This is a genomic window from Aestuariimicrobium sp. T2.26MG-19.2B (assembly GCF_950101875.1).
GTDB classification, from domain to species: domain Bacteria; phylum Actinomycetota; class Actinomycetes; order Propionibacteriales; family Propionibacteriaceae; genus Aestuariimicrobium; species Aestuariimicrobium kwangyangense.
This window is the reverse complement of sequence record NZ_CATNLW010000001.1, coordinates 492,784-511,419: the sequence shown is the minus strand read 5'-3', so window position 1 is coordinate 511,419 and position 18,636 is coordinate 492,784. Positions and strand designations below refer to the sequence as shown.

General features: G+C 67.6%; 17 protein-coding genes and 1 tRNA gene. 6 read left to right on the top strand and 12 right to left on the bottom strand.

What is annotated here, in order from left to right:
- Positions 1 to 19: 19 nt before the first annotated feature.
- The 6 genes from QQZ11_RS02390 to QQZ11_RS02365 all read right to left on the bottom strand — a co-directional run bounded on the left by QQZ11_RS02390 (position 20) and on the right by QQZ11_RS02365 (position 6,547).
- A complete protein-coding gene (locus QQZ11_RS02390; protein ID WP_284548482.1) occupies positions 20 to 790 on the bottom strand; it encodes an IclR family transcriptional regulator in 771 nt (256 codons plus the stop codon).
- Complete coding sequence (locus QQZ11_RS02385; RefSeq protein ID WP_284548480.1) at positions 787 to 2,517, bottom strand: glycoside hydrolase family 36 protein; 1,731 nt, start codon at positions 2,515 to 2,517, stop codon at positions 787 to 789. The genes QQZ11_RS02390 and QQZ11_RS02385 overlap by 4 nt, the downstream gene beginning before the upstream one ends.
- Positions 2,518 to 2,533: 16 nt before the next feature.
- Positions 2,534 to 3,874: an ABC transporter substrate-binding protein gene (locus QQZ11_RS02380; protein WP_284548479.1), complete on the bottom strand. Its 1,341-nt coding sequence runs from the start codon at positions 3,872 to 3,874 to the stop codon at positions 2,534 to 2,536.
- Positions 3,875 to 3,894: 20 nt separating this feature from the next.
- Positions 3,895 to 4,740, bottom strand: coding sequence for a carbohydrate ABC transporter permease (locus QQZ11_RS02375; protein ID WP_284548478.1), 846 nt, complete (start codon positions 4,738 to 4,740; stop codon positions 3,895 to 3,897).
- On the bottom strand, positions 4,740 to 5,588 hold the full coding sequence (locus QQZ11_RS02370) for a carbohydrate ABC transporter permease (RefSeq protein WP_051139628.1): 849 nt from the start codon (positions 5,586 to 5,588) through the stop codon (positions 4,740 to 4,742). Before QQZ11_RS02370 ends, QQZ11_RS02375 begins: the two co-directional genes overlap by 1 nt.
- 182 nt (positions 5,589 to 5,770) lie before the next feature.
- Positions 5,771 to 6,547: an SDR family NAD(P)-dependent oxidoreductase gene (locus tag QQZ11_RS02365; protein ID WP_284548476.1), complete on the bottom strand. Its 777-nt coding sequence runs from the start codon at positions 6,545 to 6,547 to the stop codon at positions 5,771 to 5,773.
- A 94-nt stretch (positions 6,548 to 6,641) separates the two neighbouring features.
- On the opposite strand from QQZ11_RS02365, the gene QQZ11_RS02360 reads away from it, so the two are divergent.
- The 3 genes from QQZ11_RS02360 to QQZ11_RS02350 are packed head-to-tail and all read left to right on the top strand — an operon-like array spanning position 6,642 to position 9,474.
- Complete coding sequence (locus tag QQZ11_RS02360; RefSeq protein WP_284548474.1) at positions 6,642 to 7,601, top strand: hypothetical protein; 960 nt, start codon at positions 6,642 to 6,644, stop codon at positions 7,599 to 7,601.
- Positions 7,598 to 8,785, top strand: a complete 1,188-nt coding sequence (locus QQZ11_RS02355; protein ID WP_284548473.1) for a mandelate racemase/muconate lactonizing enzyme family protein — start codon at positions 7,598 to 7,600, stop codon at positions 8,783 to 8,785. The genes QQZ11_RS02360 and QQZ11_RS02355 overlap by 4 nt, the downstream gene beginning before the upstream one ends.
- An 11-nt stretch (positions 8,786 to 8,796) precedes the next feature.
- Positions 8,797 to 9,474, top strand: coding sequence for an SDR family NAD(P)-dependent oxidoreductase (locus QQZ11_RS02350; RefSeq protein WP_022909482.1), 678 nt, complete (start codon positions 8,797 to 8,799; stop codon positions 9,472 to 9,474).
- 36 nt (positions 9,475 to 9,510) lie between these two features.
- Here QQZ11_RS02350 and QQZ11_RS02345 read toward each other — a convergent pair whose 3' ends face one another.
- Complete coding sequence (locus QQZ11_RS02345; RefSeq protein ID WP_284548472.1) at positions 9,511 to 11,733, bottom strand: heavy metal translocating P-type ATPase; 2,223 nt, start codon at positions 11,731 to 11,733, stop codon at positions 9,511 to 9,513.
- An 86-nt stretch (positions 11,734 to 11,819) separates the two neighbouring features.
- Between QQZ11_RS02345 and QQZ11_RS02340 the strand changes: the two genes are divergently transcribed.
- Complete coding sequence (locus tag QQZ11_RS02340; RefSeq protein ID WP_284548470.1) at positions 11,820 to 12,185, top strand: UBP-type zinc finger domain-containing protein; 366 nt, start codon at positions 11,820 to 11,822, stop codon at positions 12,183 to 12,185.
- Positions 12,186 to 12,245: 60 nt separating this feature from the next.
- Here QQZ11_RS02340 and QQZ11_RS02335 read toward each other — a convergent pair whose 3' ends face one another.
- The 4 genes from QQZ11_RS02335 to QQZ11_RS02320 form a co-directional block, all read right to left on the bottom strand.
- Positions 12,246 to 13,208, bottom strand: coding sequence for a peptidoglycan-binding protein (locus tag QQZ11_RS02335; RefSeq protein ID WP_284548469.1), 963 nt, complete (start codon positions 13,206 to 13,208; stop codon positions 12,246 to 12,248).
- Between the two features lie 177 nt (positions 13,209 to 13,385).
- Positions 13,386 to 13,458 (bottom strand) — tRNA-Ala (locus QQZ11_RS02330).
- 69 nt (positions 13,459 to 13,527) lie between these two features.
- Positions 13,528 to 13,986 (bottom strand): VOC family protein, encoded by a 459-nt coding sequence (locus tag QQZ11_RS02325; protein WP_022909486.1) that lies wholly within the window; start codon positions 13,984 to 13,986, stop codon positions 13,528 to 13,530.
- A gap of 17 nt (positions 13,987 to 14,003) precedes the next feature.
- Entirely contained in the window at positions 14,004 to 14,612 is a 609-nt protein-coding gene (locus QQZ11_RS02320) for a DNA-3-methyladenine glycosylase I (protein WP_284548468.1), read from the bottom strand.
- A gap of 203 nt (positions 14,613 to 14,815) precedes the next feature.
- On the opposite strand from QQZ11_RS02320, the gene QQZ11_RS02315 reads away from it, so the two are divergent.
- Both QQZ11_RS02315 and QQZ11_RS02310 read left to right on the top strand, forming a co-directional pair.
- The gene (locus QQZ11_RS02315; protein WP_284548466.1) at positions 14,816 to 15,412 is read left to right on the top strand and encodes a mycothiol transferase; all 597 of its coding nucleotides are present in this window, start codon (positions 14,816 to 14,818) and stop codon (positions 15,410 to 15,412) included.
- 77 nt (positions 15,413 to 15,489) lie between these two features.
- Positions 15,490 to 16,941, top strand: coding sequence for a serine/threonine-protein kinase (locus tag QQZ11_RS02310; RefSeq protein WP_284548465.1), 1,452 nt, complete (start codon positions 15,490 to 15,492; stop codon positions 16,939 to 16,941).
- Positions 16,942 to 16,989: 48 nt separating this feature from the next.
- Here the strand turns inward: QQZ11_RS02310 and QQZ11_RS02305 are convergent, their stop codons facing one another.
- Positions 16,990 to 18,465 (bottom strand): uracil-xanthine permease family protein, encoded by a 1,476-nt coding sequence (locus QQZ11_RS02305; protein WP_284548463.1) that lies wholly within the window; start codon positions 18,463 to 18,465, stop codon positions 16,990 to 16,992.
- Positions 18,466 to 18,636: the final 171 nt, after the last annotated feature.

Sequence of the window (18,636 nt, the reverse complement as noted above, 5' to 3'; positions counted from 1 at the left end):
TGGCGGGCAACGGCCGGGCCTAACCGCCGGCGATCACCTGCTTGATCTCGTCCACGCGTGCGATCAATCCCGACAGGGGGGTGCGGAACACCACCCCCGAGACGCTGACGGCACCCGACGGACGAGTGGGGGAGTTCAGGTAGGCGGCGACCGCCACGCAGTTGATGCCCACCTCGTTCTCCTGGTCATCGGTGGCGTACCCGAGGTCGCGCACCTCCTCCAGGGCCTCGTGCAGTCTCAGTGGATCGGTGATGGAGTGCGGGGTGCGTCCTTCGAGGGGCGCGGCCCCGACCCAGCGGAACAGTTGCTCGCGGGTGGTCACCTGATGGGCCAAAAGCAGTTTGCCGACAGCGGTCAGGTGGGCGGGGTTGCGTCCGCCGATGGCCGAGGTCAGGCGGACCCCACCGCGTGGGGGGTCGGCCTTCGACCGGTAGACGACCGATCGTCCGTCGAGCACCGCGTAGTGGGCCGTCTCCCCGAACCGTGACGCCAACTCGGTCAGGATCGGACGAACCCGGAGGTGGTCGGGGCGGGCCTCCTGGTGCTGGAACGCGAGCCTGAGGTACTCGTCGCCCAACAGGTAGTGGCCATGACCGGTGGTCGTGGCGAAGCCGACCCGGCGCAGGGTGGTGAGGGCACGGTGGACCGTCGACTTGGGGCTGACGAGCTGGGTGGCGAGATCGTCGAGTGAGACGCCGTCGGGTTGCTCGGCGAGCAGCACGAGCACAGCGAGGACGCGCTCCGCCCCCACCACCTTCTCCTGCTTGTCGGCGGGTGTCGTATCGGTCACGGGAGCCATTCCACCAGCCACAGGGCCGAGTCGTGATCGCGGGGTGGCAGCGGCAGCCCCGTACCGGTCAGTTCGTCCGAGGTCAGCTCCACCGGCTCGCCGGATCCCCGAGGGAGCGGTGTCACCCGATGGCGGCCCTTCTGCAGCCCCTGGGGTACCACCGGCTCCCACTCCCACGATGGGGGGAGCCTGAACCCGACAACCAGTCGGGTGGCTCCGTCCACGAGCTGGAAGGCTGGGGTCCGATGTCCCTGTTCGTCCATCAACGGTTGGGGAGTGATCGCGCTGAGACTCCCGTTCTCGAGCAGCGGCCTGACCCATTCCTTCCACACGGCCACGTGGGCGGCGAGGCGCACCTTGAGGTCGGGTCGCATCTCGGTCAGCCGCGCACTGACCCCGAACCGGTGCAGCAGTGCCGCCCGCACCATCGTGTCGAAGGCCGTGGCCCGGAGCAGGGTGCCCGAGTAGTCGACCTTCTGGAACCTGTGCTCGCCCCTCCACTCGCTCTGCATCCAGTGCAGGATCTGCCTGGCGGGCAGCAGCTGGCTGGCGCCCCACAGCACGGCCAGGTGGTGCTCGGTCCAGTCGGGGTCGGAGAGGAAGAACGCGTCGACGTGCTCGGCGAGGCCGGCATCGATGCGCAGGCCACCCGAGGCGCAGGCCTCCCACACCGTGTCGGGGAAGAGCTCATGCAACTCGTCGAAGAGCCGGTAGAGCGCCAGGTAGTGCTGGACGAGACCGTCCTCGGACCCGTGGCCGTGGTCGGTACGTCGACACCCCCGCCCCGGGTCGAGGTTGAAGTCCCACTTGATCCAGCGGGCCCGGGTGGTCGTCGCGAGCTGGACGACCTGGTTCCTCACCCGCTCCAAACCCGCCGCCGACCCCAGACAGACGTACCCGAGGGAGGTGCCGTGCTCGTCGCGGGCGACGATCTCGGGCAGCTCGATGCTGACGGCGGCGTCCTCTCCGAGGGCCTCGGCCTCGATCCACACCCCGAAGTCGATGCCCAGGTCACGGGTGCGGTCGGCCAACCAGGCCAGGCCGTGGGGGAAGCGGGCGTTGTTGACCAGGTGCCAGTCACCCCTGACCCGGTACCACTCCGTGTCACCGTCGGCCCCGAACCAGCCGGCGTCGAGCACGGCCACCTCGAGCCCCAGTTCGGCGGCGACGGCGGCGTTGGCGAGGAAGACGTCCTCATTGATCTCCGCGTCCTCGTAGGGCCACCAGTGGTTCCACTCCGTCAACAGCGGCGCCCGCCGTGGCGCGGCGCCCATCAGCGCCCCCGTCAGGCACACTCCCGCTGACCCGCGGGTCGCGCCGTGGGCGATGGTCAGGGCCGGGCTCGCTGCCCCGGCCCCGACGTGGTCGGGGAAGGTGATGGTGACCAGGCACCCGTCCGCAGTGGGTGCGGCCGTGGCTGCCCAGTTGCCGCTCCAGTGCCAGGTCAGCGTCCACCACCCTTCGTCGGTCTCGATCCCCAGCCACGGGACCGCTCCCTGGCTCGATCGTCCGGATTCGACCGCGAGGGTGAGTTCTCGCTCGCCGCCCACGGGTCGGAACTCCAGCCCCCAGGAGGAGGTGAAGCCATGCACTGCCCGCACGGTGGCGGGCAGCATCACCTCCACGAACGCGACACGGTCGTCGGTGGTCACTCGGTAGGCCCCGTCGAGAGGCTCGACCCGCCACGGGGCAGCCACCCGGGGACCGGGTCGGGTTGAGGTGTTCATCGTGTGCGGTTCCGGCTCACAGCTTCGCCGTCGCCATCTCCTGGATCTTCTGGGCCACCTGTTCGGGAGTCTTGCGGTTGAAGTAGAGGTCGTCGAGGTTGACGCCAAAGACCTGGTTGAAGATCTCCTGCATGTTGGCGGTGTAGATGTCGCCGATCTTCGCGTTCTCGATGTCCTTGAAGGCGCTCGCAAAACCTGCCGGCATCCCGGCCAACATGTCCTTGGAACTCCTGGCCTCGTTGCTGATCGGGATCCAGTCGTGGTTCTTGGCCATCTGCGGCTGGAAGGTGGTCGCGCTCCACGTGGCGAAGGTCTCGGCCGCGGTCTTGGCCGCCGTCTTCTTCGGGATCACCCATCCGCCCAACCAGTAGGGGGCGACCCGCTTGCCCTTCCACAGCGGAATGGCGGTCATGTCCCACTTCGCCTTCATCTGCTGATAACCCGAAATGGCCCACGTGCCATCACACATCATCGAGATGGCACCGGACGAGAAGTTGGCGCCCGCCTGGTTGAGGGCGTTGCGCTCCTCGGGCCGAGGAGCGATGTGCTTGTCCCACATCAGGTCCTGGGTGAACTTCATCGCCTCGATCGTGGCGGGGTCGGTCATCTGGAACTTGGTGGGTTCGAGGGCCTTGTCGACCCACGACGAACCCGCGGCCCAGCTCAGCGACTGCAGGCCCCACCAGACACCGAGGGTTCCGATGTCGAGTCCCCACTGGGTCACCTTGCTCCCGGAGGTCTTCTTCAACTTGCCTGCGGCCGTGACGACGTCGTCCCAGCTCCAGGTCTCGTCGGGGTACTTGAGCCCGGCGGCGTCGAAGTGGTCCTTGTTGTAGAACAACGACATCGACTGGATGTTCTCGGGCACGGCGTAGAGGTTCTTGCCGTCGAAGCGCCACGGGTCGAACAGGGCACTGGGGAACTTCGTGGTGTCGGCGAGGGCGGTGGTGTTGATCACCGGCTGCACGTTCTCGACCAGGTTCTTCTTGTAGTGGGCGTAGGCCTGCACATCCCAGTAGTAGATGTCGAAGGGTTTGCCGGCCGCGTACTGCAACTGCGCCTTCTGCCAATACTGGTCATAGGGCAGGAAGTTCATCTTGGCCGTGAACCGACCCTTGTACTGCTCGTTGAACAGGGCGACGCGCTTCTTGAAGTTGTCGTCGATCGTGGGTCCGTTCGACCAGCAGTAGACGGTGAGTTCCTTCGCCCCCTCGATCGGCTGGTCGCTTGATCCCGGCGAGACGGTCGGGGTGGACTGGGAGGAACCGTTGTCGTTCGAGCACCCCACCAGTCCGGCGGTGGCGCCGATGCCGAGGCCGCCGAGGACGGCACGGCGGGAGATCTCCGAGATGGTCATGATGGGACCTTTCGCACTAGTCACTTGTTGACCCCACTGAGCACGATGCCGCGGACGAAGTACCGCTGCGCCAGTAGGAAGACGACGATGGATGGGAGCGCCGCGATGGTCGTCGCCGCCATCATCAGGTGCATCTGAGGGCCGATTCGTGGTGAACCGCTGAAGTAGGAGAGGGCGACCGCGATGGTCTGCTTGCTCTCGTCGGTGAGGTAGATGACGGGGCCGAAGAAGTCGTTGTAGGCACCCACGAACGTGAACACCGTCACGGTGGCGATGACGGGAAACGACAGGGGCACGAACATGCTCCACCAGATGCGCAGGTAACTGGCGCCGTCGATGCGCGCAGCCTCTTCGACCTCGCGCGGGATGGACAGGTAGAACTGGCGGAACAGGAAGATGAAGAAGGCCGATCCGAAGAAGGCGGGCACCACCAGGGGGGCGAAGGTGTTCAGCCAGCCGAGTTTGTTGAACATGATGTAGGTCGGCACCAGGGTGACGGTGCTCGGCAACATCAGGGTCGCCATGAGCAGGGTGAACCAGAACTTCTTGCCGGGCGCCCTGAGACGTGCGAACCCGTACGCGGCGAAGGAGCACGACAGCAGCGTTCCCAACACGGTGAGGCCGACGATGGTGGCGGTGTTGAGGATGAACCGCTGGAACGGCACCAGGCGCATGACCTCCGCGAAGTTGCCCCACTGGGGGCTGAACAGCCACACGGGTGGGGTCTTGAAGACCTCGTCGGCCGACTTCAGGGAGGTCAGGGCCATCCAGATCACGGGCAACAGGACGAAGAAACACCCCACCGAGAGCAATGCCACCCGAAACGTGGAATTGAGCAGGTGTCTGGTGCGCTTGGTCGCCGGCATCAGTTCTCACCCGCCTCGGTGTGCACCCACACGGGCGTCGACTTGAACACGAGCAGGGTGAGCACCATCACGAGGGCGAAGGCGACCCAGGCGATGGCCGCGGCATAGCCCATCTTCAAGTAGGTGAAGGCGTTCTGGTACAGGTACAGGGGCAACAACATGGTCGAGTTGTTGGGGCCGCCGTTGGTGAGGACGAAGGGTTCAGCGAACACCTGCAGGCTGCCGATGATGCCCATCACGAGGTTGAAGAAGGTGACGTTCGACAGCATCGGCAACGTGATGTACCACTGCTGGCGAAGGGTGCTGGCACCGTCGACGCGGGCGGCCTCGTACAGGTCGGTGGGCAGGCTCTGGAGGCCCGCGAGATAGATCAGCATGGTGCCGCCGAAACCCCACACGCTCATGAAGATGAGGCTTCGCAGGGCCCATCGTTCGTCCGTGAGCCATGCCGGTCCGTCGATGCCCAACCATCCCAGGACGACGTTGATCAGGCCGTACTCGCCGTTGTACATCCACCGCCAGACCATGGCGACTGCGACGCCACTGATGACACTGGGCAGGTAGTAGGCCGAGCGGAAGAATCCCATCACGGGAAGCTTGCTGTTCAACAACATCGCCAACAGCAGGGCCACCACCATGGTGATCGGCACGCTGATGACGGAGTAGGTGAGGGAGACCCTCAGCGACTTGAGGAACAGCGGGTCCCTGACGAGGGTGGCGTAGTTGTCACCGCCCACCCAGGTCGGGGACGAGAGCATGTCGTACTGGGTGAAGCTGAGCACCAGCGAGGCGACCATGGGGCCCAGCGAGAACAACAGGAGCCCGATGATGGCCGGCGACATGAACATGTACGCGGCTGCCGCCTCACGTCTTCTGGTCGTGCTCGACCGGGCCCTCGTCGACCTCACTGTCGCCTCGTCTCATTCCGATTGATGGAACTAAGTGCTGGGATGCGGAATACCGGCACTATGGCACGGGCTCGATGCGGTGGTCAACGGTTTGGGCCACATCCTGATCCGGTGCCGACCGTTCAGTCGTGCGGGGGGTAGGCGAACACCCGGGCGGATGCTCCTCCGTCGACTCCGAGGCTCTGGCCGTTGACCATGGCGCTGTCGGGCCCGAGCAGGAAGGCGACCACGGTTCCGACCTCCCGCGGATCGACCAGGCGTCCTTGTGGGTGGAGGGCTGCGTATTCGGCGAGCAGCGCCTCCGGGTCGTCCGAGGCGTCCAGGAAGGTCCGGGTCAACGGGGTCATGACAGCACCGGGCCGGACGGCGTTGGTGCGGATGCCGTGGGCTCCCTCGTCCACGGCGAGTTGGCGGGTGAGGGCATCGATGCCTCCCTTGGTCGCGGCGTAGACGAAGGAATCGGGAAACCCGGCGCCTGCGTGGATGCTCGAGATGTTCACGATCGACCCCCGCTCCCCGCCCGGCGCCACATCGTGGGCCAAGAACTGCTCCACGGCCACGGCGCAGCCGCGTAGCGTGCCGCCCAGGTTCACGGCAACGATGCGTTCCAGTGCGGCCTCGTCCAGACTGCGCGCCGAGGTGGGCTGCTCGACCCCGGCGTTGTTGACCCACCCGCGCAGCGGCGCCAGTTCGAGCGCGCGAGTCGCAGCCCGTGTCAGGTCGACCCGTGACCTGACGTCGCCCACCACGCCGGTGATGCCCAGGTCCGAGGCGGTGGTTGACAGGGCGTCGCCCTCGACGTCGAGGCCGACGACGGACCACCCCTGCTCGACCAGGACTGCGGCGATCCCGCGTCCTATGCCCTGGGCGGCGCCGGTGACCACCACGCTTCGATTCATCCCAACTCCTTGAAGGTTGTTCCAACTACCTGCATTCTGTCGTCATGACAGTGACACGGGAAGTGGTCGAGTCACGCTGCCTCGCCGAGCCGCGATGACCATCATCGACGAACACCTGTCGGTCCACGGGCTGGAGGCCATTGAACTCGACAACGGACGGCTGCGGGTGCTGGTGCTGCCCACGGCCGGAGGACGGGTGTGGCAGGTGCAGTGCCTGCGGACGGGCCGGCGACTGTTGTGGAACAACCCCAGAATCGCGCCTGGCAGACTGCCGATCGGGAGCCGGTTCGATGACACCTTCTCGGGAGGCTGGGACGAGTTGTTCCCCAATGACCTCCCCGAGACCCTCGCCGGTGAGGACTTCCCCGACCACGGCGAGCTGTGGACCGCCTCCTGGGCATGGCGGACGCAGCTGGACGAGCACGGCGATGCCTCGGTTGAGCTCACCCTGGAGACCCCCATCAGCCAGTGCCGATTCCGCAAGCTCATTCGGCTCAGGTCGGGCTCCGACCGTCTCGAGGTCGAGGAGGAGGTCACCAATGTCGGACCGCGCGACCTGCCGGCCCTGTGGAAGCAGCACCTGGCGCTGGCCGTGGCAGAGGGTGACCACATCGAGTTGCCCGGTGGCCGAGCAGAACTCGCCGACTGGGGGAGTCCGCGGGCCGGTGTGCCGGGTGTCGTCTACGACTGGCCCAACCTGGAGGGGCACGACCTGAGCAGCGTGCCGGCGGCCGGCCCGGCCGTGGAGTTCCAGTACGTCACCCAGCTTCCTGAGACCTGGTGTGGCCTGCGCCATCGCGGCGGTGGAGGACTGCGCCTCCAATGGTGCTCCGACCAGGTCGACTCGGTCTGGTTGTTCGCGAGCCACGGGGGATGGCGTGGGATCAGGACCGTCGTGCTCGAACCGTGCACCGGCTGGCCGCTGTCGGTCTCGGCGGGCGTCGAGGCGGGCACGCACCGCGTGCTCCACCCCGGTGAGACCTGGAAGCTGACCATGCGCCTGGGCGTCCACGAGGACGAGATGCCCACCACCCCTCCGAAGGACCATCCATGACCACGACCATCGAGGCCGTCGACCTCTTCTACCTCTCGATGCCTGAGGTGCTCGACATCGGCGACGGCAGCCAGGACATGTGCCTCGTGCGGGTGCGGGCCGGCGGACACACCGGGTGGGGGGAGTGTGAGGCGGCGCCCCTGCCGACGATCGCGGCGCTCATCTGCCCGCTGTCACACTCCGCTTGCCATCCCGTGATCGACTCCGTGGTCGGCGCGAGGCTCGACGAGCCGTCCGACATCGCCGCCATTGGTGTCTCGGTGCGTGCCAACAGCCTCGACCTGCTGCAGGCCGACCACACCTGGTCAGGGATCGAGATCGCCCTGTGGGACCTGCTGGGACGCCGTTTCGAGGAGCCGGTGCACCGTCTGCTGGGTGCCAGGAACAACCACCCCAAACGTCCGTACGCCTCCGTCCTGTTCGGCGACACCCCCGAGGAGACCTTCGCCAAGGCCCGTGACCTGGCCGGGCAGGGCTGGACGGCCGCCAAGTTCGGCTGGGGCCCGTTCGGTCGTGGCTCGGTGCAGGCCGATGCCGATCTCGTCGTCGCCGCCCGCGAGGGTCTGGGGACCGACGCCGATCTGCTGATCGATGCCGGGACGGTCTTCGGGGCCGATGTCGAAGCAGCCGCGGCCCGGCTGCCCGCCCTCGAGGCTGCTGCGGTCACCTGGCTCGAGGAACCGTTCGTCACCGGGGCGCTGGACTCGTACGGACGCCTCGCCACCCGGGCCACGACTGTGCGGCTCGCTGGGGGTGAGGGCGCCCACCAGCCTCCTCAGGCGCGGTTGTTGATCGACCACGGTGCCGTGGGCTTCATCCAGGTCGACACCGGCCGCATCGGTGGCATCCAGGACGCTCGCGAGGTCGCCCTACACGCCGCCTCGAGGGGGGTGCGGTACGTCAACCACACCTTCACCTCGCACCTGGCCCTGTCCGCATCGATCCAGCCGTACGTCGACCTCGGGGATCACGATCTGTGTGAGTACCCCGCCGAACCCAAGGCCTTGGCCACCGACTGCACCCGCACCCACCTCGTCCCCGGGTCGGACGGACTGGTGAGGGCGCCCGAGGCGCCCGGGCTGGGCCTCGAGGTCGATGTCGAGGCACTGCGCCCCTACCTCGTCGACGTCGACATCACTGTGGGCGGCAGGGTGCTGTACCGCACCCCGGCGCTGGAAGCCTGAAGGAGAACGACATGCCCAGAACAGCACTGGTCACCGGCGGCCTGAGTGGCCTCGGTCTGGCGAGCGTCGAGCGGTTGCGCGCCGACGGGCTGGAGGTGCTCGTGCTCGACGTCGAGCCCGGGGGTGACTTCGTGGTCGACGTGACCGACGTGGAGGCTGTCGAAAGGGCGGTCACACAGGCCGGGCCCATCGACGTGTTGATCAACTCCGCGGGAGTCGTCGGACCGCAGGCTCCGCTCTGGGAACTGGGGGTCGCGGCCTGGCGCCACACCTTCGACGTGAACGTGCACGGCACCTTCCATCTGTGTCGGGCCGTCGTGCCCCAGATGAGGGAACGGGGGTGGGGGCGCATCGTCAACTTCGCCAGCATCGCGGGCAAGGAGGGCAACCCCACCATGGCTGCCTATTCGGCGTCCAAGGCTGCGGTGATCGCGCTCACCAAGTCGCTCGGCAAGGAGTTGGCCACGAGCGGGGTGCTCGTCAACGCCGTCGTCCCGGCCCTCATCGCGACCCCCATGAATGCTGACACCGAACCCGACGTGCTGGCCCGGCTGGCCAGCCTGATCCCCATGAAGCGGGTCGGTGAGGCCTCGGAGGTGGCCGAGCTGGTGGCGTGGTTGGCCTCGGACAAGGTGTCCTTCTCGACCGGCGCCACCTATGACGTCACCGGTGGGCGAGCCACCTACTGACCGCATCTGCGAGCCACCTACTGCGCTTCGCCGGGATCAGCCCGCGAGCGCCCGCTGGGCGCTGCTCTCGGGAGCCAGGTCGAGCCGGCGGAGCAGTTGGGCGTTGAGCGCCACCACCACGGTCGACAGCGACATCAGGATGGCCCCGACCGACATGGGCATCACGAACCCGATGGGCGCCAGAACCCCCGCTGCCAGCGGAACCGAGATCAGGTTGTACCCGGCCGCCCACCACAGGTTCTGCTTCATCTTGCGGTAGGCCGCGCGCGACAGCTCGATCACCGACAGCACCGAACGAGGATCGGAACTGGCCAGGATCACCCCGGCCGAGGCGATCGCGACGTCGGTGCCCGCGCCGATCGCGATGCCGACATCGGCCTGTGCCAGGGCCGGCGCGTCGTTCACGCCGTCACCCACCATGGCCACCCTTCGTCCTTCGTGCTGCAGTTCCTGCACCTTGGCCGCCTTGTGCTCGGGGCGCACCCCGGCGAACACCCGGTCGATGCCGAGTTCGCGGCCCACGGCGTGCGCGACTGCCTCGGCGTCGCCGGTGATCATGACCACCTGGACTCCCCGTCGGTGAAGCGCGTCGATCGCCTCCCGCGACTCCTCGCGCACCTCGTCCGCCAAACGGATGCCGCCCACGACCCCCCCGTCGCGCACGACGTGCAGGATGATGGCACCCTCGCGTCGCCAGTCGTCCGCCTGCGAGATCTCGGACAGGTCCTCCTCGTCGAGCATGGCCGGACCGCCCACGCGCACGACGGTGTCGGCGACGGTGGCGGTGACGCCCACTGCGGGCGATGACGAGAAGCCGGAGGCAGGGGGCAGGTGCAGGCCGGCCTCGTTCGCAGCCCGGACGATGGCCCGGGCCAGGGGGTGCTCGCTGTCGGACTCGGCGGCGCCGGCCAGTGCCAGCAGTTCGTCGGCATCGATGCCGCCGGAGGGCACCACTGCCGTCACCGTGGGTTCCCCGCGGGTCAGGGTGCCGGTCTTGTCGAACAGCACCGTGTCCACGGTGCGCATGCTCTCGAGAGCGAGGCGGTCCTTGATCAGGACCCCACCGCGGGCTGCTCGCTCGGTGGCGATGGACACCACGAGTGGGATGGCCAGGCCGAGGGCGTGGGGGCAGGCAATGACCAGCACGGTGATGGCGCGGACGACGGCGCTGTCGGGCATGCCCAGCAGGGACCACACGAGTCCTGTGATCACGGCGGTGCCGAGAGCGAACCAGAACAGGAGCGCTGCGGCGCGGTCAGCGATGCGCTGGGCCCGCGAGGTGGAGTTCTGTGCCTCGGTCACCAGGCGCTGGATGCCGGCCAGGGCCGTGTCGTCGCCGGTGGCGGTGACACGGACGCGCAGGCTGGAGTCGGTGGCGACGGTGCCCGCGGTCACGTGGTCGTCGGCACCTCGGGTCACCGGTCGCGACTCGCCGGTCACCATTGACTCGTCCATCGCGGCGGTGCCCTCGACGATCACGCCGTCGGCCGGCACGCTCGCGCCCGGCCGGACGAGCACGAGGTCTCCCACCTGCAGATCGGCGGGGGAGACCTTCTCCACCTGCTCGCCATCGATGCGTTCGGCCTCGTCGGGCAGGAGCGCAGCGAGGGAGTCGAGGGCAGAGGTGGTCTGCGCGAGCGAGCGCATCTCGATCCAGTGACCCAGCAGCATGATGACGATCAGCAGCGCCAGCTCCCACCAGAACTCCAACTGGTGGTCGAGCAGAGTGAGGGTCGCGCCCCATGAGGCGATGAAGGCGACCGTGATCGCCAAGGCGATCAGCAGCATCATGCCGGGCCTGCGCGCGCGGAGCTCGGCGACTGCGCCGGTGAGGAAGGGCTTGCCGCCCCAGACGTACATCAAGGTGCCGAGGAGCGGAGGAATGACGCGCGCCCACCCGGGCGGCTGATAGCCCAACAACATTGCGAACATGGGGGAGAGCAGCACCACCGGTACCGCGATCACCAGGTTGATCCAGAACAGTTGGCGGAACTGGCCGACGTGGTCCCCGTGGCCGGCGTGGGAACCATGTCCGGCGTGGGGGTCGTGGCCGGCGTGGGCGTCGTGGGTGCCATGGCCGGGGTGGGGGTCGTGGCCGGCGTGGGCTTGGCGTTGCCCGTGTTCGGCTGGTCGGGAAGGGTCAAGGACGACGGCCGGGTCAGGATGCGCCCCGGAAGGGCGGCCGTCGTGGGGAGTTGGCTCCGTCTCGGGATCGTGCCCGGTGGCGTGGTGGTGAGGGTGCTGGTGAGGCGTGCTCATGCAGTGACCATATACCCCCCTAGGGTATTTTCCAAGGGTCCAGTGAAGTATCGGTGGCGACCGCCACTCGGGGTTACTGTGAGCCCATGGCGAACCAGAACGAGCTGGACCTCAACCACGTCGACACCGCCGCGAAGCCCAGCGGGACCGGCTGCGCCGAATGTCTTGCGACCGGCGGCTGGTGGTTCCACCTCAGGCGCTGCGCTGCCTGCGGCCACATCGGCTGCTGCGACTCGTCACCCTCGCAGCACGCGACTGCCCATTTCCGACAGACGGGCCACCGCTACATCACCAGTTTCGAACCCGGTGAGAACTGGTGGTGGGACTACACGAGTGATCAAGCCGTGCGCGGGGTGACACTGCCGCCGCCGGATGCCCGACCTGTCGACCAGGAACCCCCGGCGCCCCGCGACCGGGTTCCCGAGACGTGGCAGGACGAACTCCACTCCTGATGGAGGCCTGACCGCTGGGTCCGGAAGCTCGGGCTCAGCGCATGACGGTTCACCCGTGAATCAGCACCGGAAGGCTGGGTACTGCGTGGTCGCGCCTAAGTTGCGGCAGACGTAGAGACCGCGCTTGGCCAGTCCGGACTTCATCTGCGAGATCGCGCTCGCGTTGAAGCCATTCCAGCCCATGTGCATCAAGACCGTGTTGTTGGCCCGGGCGTAGGTGACGACGTACCAGACCACCTGCGACTGGGTCTTGCCGCGCCAGTCATTGGTGTCGACGTTCCAGGTCCAGATGCGCATGACGCGTCGGGCGTAGGCATTGCGGACCGTGATCGTGTTGTAGGCGCCGTACGGCGGTCGTCCGTAGTTGGTCACCACGCCGGGTGAACCCAACTGGTTGTAGGCGCCGCTGTAACTGAGCGTCGTCAGGTCGGGGTGGCTGATGGTGTGGTTGAACACGTAGTGGCCGTTCGCACGGGCGTAGGCCACGTCGAATCGTCCGGTTGCCAAGCAGTTGCCGGTCGGGAACAGCACGAGAGCGATGCCGAGATTCTTCGCGCCGAGCACGGCCGCCCTGAACTGGGTGAGGCTGTTGGGGCAGTCATCGAAGCTCAGCACCACACGCGAGGTGGTGTTGGGTCCGGATGTGACCGGATAGCGCGCATAGTTGTTCAGCACCATCGACGACCACGTTGAGGTGCCCACCACGCCGTTGATCGGCAAGGAGCGATACGAGGCCTGGTACCTGCGGACAGCGTTGTCGGTGCCCGATCCGAAGTAGCCGGTGGCGTACGTGGCGCCAATGTTGTAGCCCTTCGCCAGCAGCAGCTTCTGCAGCACCGTGACGCACGAACCCGTGTCTCCGTACCTGAGTGTCGGACGAGCCGACACTGGAGTGGACGAGGTGCACGCGTAGGAAGCGGCTGCAGCGGTCGACGGAGCCCCCATCACCATGGGGATGAGCAGGCCCAGCAGGGCCCACACGGCGAGTGTCGCCCGCCTGGTGCGACGTGCCCGCGTGGACATCGGAATGCCTTCTCACAAGCAGGGGGACGGCCCGGTCGCCGCGGATCTCATGCCTGATTCCAGTACACATGCGTTGAGGGACGTGAGCGCTGAGAGGAGTCGAAACCTTCCCGAAGGACGGTGCGGCGCGGTGGGAAATGAAGAAGGACATTCCGCTGCGGGATGTCCTTCGTGCGGTGGAGCTAAGGGGATTCGAACCCCTGGCCTTCTCATTGCGAACGAGACGCGCTACCAACTGCGCCATAGCCCCATGCCGACCTCAATCGGCACCCGACAGCGTAGCACCGGGCGCGGCCCGACCCCAAAGTCGGCGGCCTGGTCAGTCGAGGCAGAACTCGTTGCCCTCGGGGTCGGCCATCACGATGAAGCCGAACTCCAGCGGACCGGGCTCGAAACGCTCTCGCCGGGTGGCGCCGAGCGCCACCAGTCGCTCCGCCTCGTGCTCCAGGGTCGCCATCCGCTCGTCCCCTTGCTGTCCTTCGGCGGAACGGACGTCGATGTGCAGTCGGTTCTTCGCCGTCTTGGGTTCTGGGACCGCCTGGAAGAACAGCCGGGGGCCCTTCCTCTCGGGGTCGATGATGGCGAACCGTCCGGTCCGCTGGTCCTCGGGCACACCACGGTCGTCCAGGAAGGTCTCCCACGCGGCCAGGGTCTCGTCGACCGAACCGATCTCCCCTCCGGGCGGTGGGTCGACGGCGTAGCCCAGCACCTCGACCCAGAACAGGCCGAGGGCCTCCGCGTCGCGGGCGTCAAACGTGAGCTGGATGGCCTTGGCCATGGTTCCTCCTGGTGTCGTCAGTGCCAGATGCCGCTGGACCCCCGCCGGTGGGAGCCCAACAAGTGGGTGTCCACAATTCCGATCGCCTCCATCAAGGCAAACATGGTCGTCGGCCCTACGTGCCGAAAACCGCGCTTCTTCAGTGCTCGTGACAAAGCCACCGACTCCGGTGACTGGCTCGGCACCTCGGCGTACGAGGTCGGTCGGGGGGTGTGCTCCGGCTGGAAGCTCCACACGAAGGTGCCCAGCCCGCCGTCCTCCCTCAGCGCCACGGTGGCACGGGCGTTCGCGATGGTTGCCTCGACCTTGCGAAGGTTGCGGACGATGCCAACATCGGCCATCAGCCGTTCCACGTCGCGTTCGTCGAAGGCCGCGACGGCGTCTGCCTCGAAGTTGGCGAAGGCGCGCCTGAAGTTCTCGCGCTTGCGCAGGATGGTCGCCCAACTCAGCCCGGACTGGAAGGCCTCGAGGCTCAACCGCTCGAACACGCCCCGCTCGTCGCGCACCGGCATGCCCCACTCGGTGTCGTAGTACTGCTGCATCAGTTCGTCGTTCGCGGCCCACGTCGGCCGAGCGAGGCCATCCTCGCCGACCACCACGTCCGCCCCCACCTCTTCGTGATTCACACTCGCCATGCTGGCACCGACCTGCGACAGTTTCGTCGACGAGGGCGAAGGCCGGGGCAGGGGTGAGGGCGTGCCGCGGGTCGGGTGACGCGTGAATCGCTTCAGCAGAAATTGTCGGAACCGCGACCTAACGTGAACCCAACACCCCGGGCTTCCGACTCGAGTGGCCCGCACCGCAGCAGTAACACCGCACAGGAGCAGTGATGACCAGCGAGCAGAATGGCGGCCCGTCCAATCCCGATCCCGTCTGGGAGCCACCGTTGGCCGGCACCGACGTGCAGCACCTGGTGGGTTCCCTCGAGCGCATTCGTGCGACCTTCTCGTGGAAGGCCTGGAACCTCCCCGACGAGCAGCTCACGCGCACCGTCGGCGCGTCCAACCTGTCACTGGCCGGCCTGCTCAAGCACCTGGCCTGCGTCGAGGACGAGATGTTCGGGTGGAAGTTCCACGGTGAGCGTCCCGAGAACTTCGTCCGGTTCAACGCGGGTCACGAGGACGACGACGATGACCTGTGGATGTTCACCCTCGACCCAGGCCAGACGGGATCCGAGGTCTATGAGGCCTGGTCGCAGGGGGTGGGACGGTCCCGTGTCCGGCTCCAGCGGGTCATCGACGAGGGCGGCTTCGATCGTCCCGCCCATCTGGCGTGGGGGGACGAGCACGTCAGCTTCCGGCGGCTGATGCACGACGTCATCGAGGAGTACTCCAGGCACACGGGTCACGCCGACTTGCTGCGCGAAGCCATCGACGGCCGCGTGGGGGAGGATCCGCCTCGCACGTGGCTGACACCCGCTTCGTGAAGTACACCGACGGGACCCTGGGACCTCCCACCACTCCACAAGGCACGGCGGCCCGCTGAGATGGCATGCTGACCGGAATGGGTGAAGTCTTTGGTGGTCGCTATGAACTGGTCGATCCGCTCGCAAGCGGTGGCTCCGGTGTGGTCTGGCGCGTGTGGGACCTGCGGGAGTCCACGTTCCGGGCGGCCAAGGTGCTCAAGCAGTCCGACTCCGCGTCGCTGCTGAGGTTCATGCGCGAGACCGGGTGGCGCATCAGCCATCCGCACGTGGTCACGCCCCTCGGCTGGGTCGGTGAGGATGACCGGATGATGTTCACGATGCCCCTGGTTCGCGGCGGGTCAGTGTCGGGACTGCTCAAGCGCCGCGGTCCGCTTCCCCCGGGTTTCGCCGCTGCTGTCACCGACCAACTGCTCGACGCGCTCGAGAAGGTGCATGCCCAAGGCCTGGTTCACCGTGACGTGAAGCCGGCCAATCTGCTGCTCAACCCCGTCAGCGCCCACCAAACCCCCGAGGCGATGCTCACCGACTTCGGTATTGCCGCACCGGTCGGCGAGCCGCGCATGACCCGGGTCACTGACGTCATCGGCACCCCCGGATACATGTCACCCGAAGCAGCCGTAGGCGTGGACCCCGAACCGAAGCAGGACCTCTACTCGGTGGGCGTCGTCCTGCTCGAGATGCTCACGGGTCAGCGTCCCCCGCAGACGGGCAAACCCGTCGTCCCGACGGCGGCTGAGCGGGTGCCCTTGGGCCGATTCATCGCGCGACTGCTGGCGGACGAGGACACGCGCATCGCCACCGCCACCGAGGCGCGTACGGCCCTCGCCGAGATCGACCTGCCCACGCAGCGCCAAGGCGTGGAGGTGCCGGACCTGATCCCCGCCCTGCCCGAGGGGTGGACCGATCAAGGACCCCTGCCGTCGCGTCCCGCGCATGCACCCACCCAGGTGCGCTCGGAGGGATTCACCCCCACGCAGATGCGGGACTCCCAGCGGGCGAGCCGGCCCGCACCCGCACACCCGATGTCGGGCCAGTCCGCACCCGGGCAGTTCGGGACGGGCCAGTTCGGGGCGGGGCAGTTCGGGGCGGGGCAGTTCGCGGCAGGGCCTGGTTACCAGACTGGCCCGCAGTCGGCACCTCAGCCCCGGTCCGAAATGGGCGCCAGCGGGCCAGTGACAGGACAGTTCGGGCCGAGCCAGTCCGCGACGGGCCAATTCGCTACCGGCCAGTTCGGGCAGTTCGGGCAGGGCCCGATTGCCCCCGGCCCGCTCCAGACAGGCCAGTTCGCGCAGGCGCCACTCTCCGCGAACCAGTTCCAGTCCGGACCCCCGACGACACAGTTCCCCACGACAACGCAGGCGCCGACGACTCAGTTCCCGGCTGCGAACCTGCCGGCTACCCCGATGATGACGGCGCCGGCCGGAGAGTCGGTGGCCGACTGGTTCCGCTCGCTCACCCCCGTGGCATGGGCGCTCCTGGCAGCCACGGTGGTGGTGTTCATCATCGTGATGGTGTTGTTGATCGGGTGACCTCCAGGTCAGCTCGGGCGACGGCGCGTCGCCCCTGACGGCGAGGGGTCAGCGGACGCGGCGTCCGACCTGTGGCGTCTCCTCGCGCGGATCCCGGACAGCGGGTTCGTCGTCCTCGGTGTAGATGCCCGGGGCATCGAAGACCAGATTGGCCCCAGCGTCGTCCGGGGGAGTGGCCGGCGCCAACAGGCGTGCCACGTGGTAGCCGATGACGGTGACCAAGGTGCCCAGGGCGATGCCACCCAGCGAGAAGGTGGGGCTGAAGGTCAGGGTCACGTTGCCGATCCCGATGATGATGCCCGCGGCCAACGGAACCAGATTGACGGGGTTGCCGAAGTCGACGCGGTTCTCCTTCCAGATCTTCGCGCCGAGCAGGCCGATCATGCCGTAGAGCACCACCGTGATGCCGCCGAGCACGCCCGGGGGAGTCGCCGAGACGAGCGCCCCGAACTTGGGCGAGAAGCCGAACAGGATCGCAACGACGGCGGCGACGACATAGGCGGCAGTCGAGTAGACACGGGTGGAGGCCATCACGCCGATGTTCTCGGCGTAGGTGGTGGTGGGACCGGCGCCCACCGCCGAGGCCAGGGTCGAGGCGAGACCGTCGGCGGCGACGGCTCGTCCCATGTCGCCGTCAAGGTTCTTGCCGGTCATCTCGGCGACGGCCTTCACGTGGCCGGTGTTCTCCGCGATCAGCGCGATCACGACCGGAAGTGCGACGAGCGCGAAGGCGAAGCTGAACTGGGGGGTGTGGAAGCCGACGACGTTCGTGGTCGCACCGAACTTCCAGTGGGCGAGGTCGGTGATCGGGGGCAGCCCGACCCAGTCGGCAGACCGCACCCCGTGCCATGCGATCCGATACGCCGAGGACGAGGACCCGTCCGCGGCGGTGGTGGTGATCGGTCCCAGCACGCGGTCCAGGACGGCGCTGAGGGCATAGCCGAAGACCAGCGACAGGAAGATGGCGATTCGTCCGAGGTAGCCGCGCAACCCCACCGACAGCACGATCACGACGACCATCACGATGGCGGCCGTGAGCTGGTCCTTGGGCCAGTAGACCCCGGCCACGACCGGGGCGAGATTGAAGCCGATCAGCATGACGACGGCCCCGGTCACGGCCGGGGGCAGCACGGCGTGCACGAGCCGGGCGCCGACCAGATGGATGATGATCCCGATCACCAGCAATGCCACCGACGTGATCAGCAGCGCCCCGGTGACGGACGCGGGGTTGCCGCCCTGGGCGTAGATCGCAGCCGCGACACCGGTGAACGATGCGGACGAGCCGAGGTAGCTCGGAACGCGATTCCTGGTCAGGACGATGAACAGCAGGGTCGCGATGCCCGACATCATGACGGCGAGCTGCGGATTGAGCCCCATCAGCAGGGGGAAGACGAAGGTGGCCCCGAACATGGCGACGACGTGCTGGGCGCCGAGCCCGACGGTCTTGCCCCAACTGAGTCTCTCGTCGGGGGCGACGACGGCGCCCGGCTCGAGATGTCCGTTGCCGTGCAGCTTCCAGATCATGGCTCCCTTTCGCGGACGACCCAGCGGCCGCCTGCCAGCATCGTAGGGGTGCCGGTCGTCGCCGTGGCATCCGACCCGGGTGGGTGGGCGCGATCCTGCCCCCGCCCCGTGCCTACTGCCCTCGTTGTGGCGCACTTGCCCTCGTTGCGTCCGACCTGCCCCCGTTCGGCC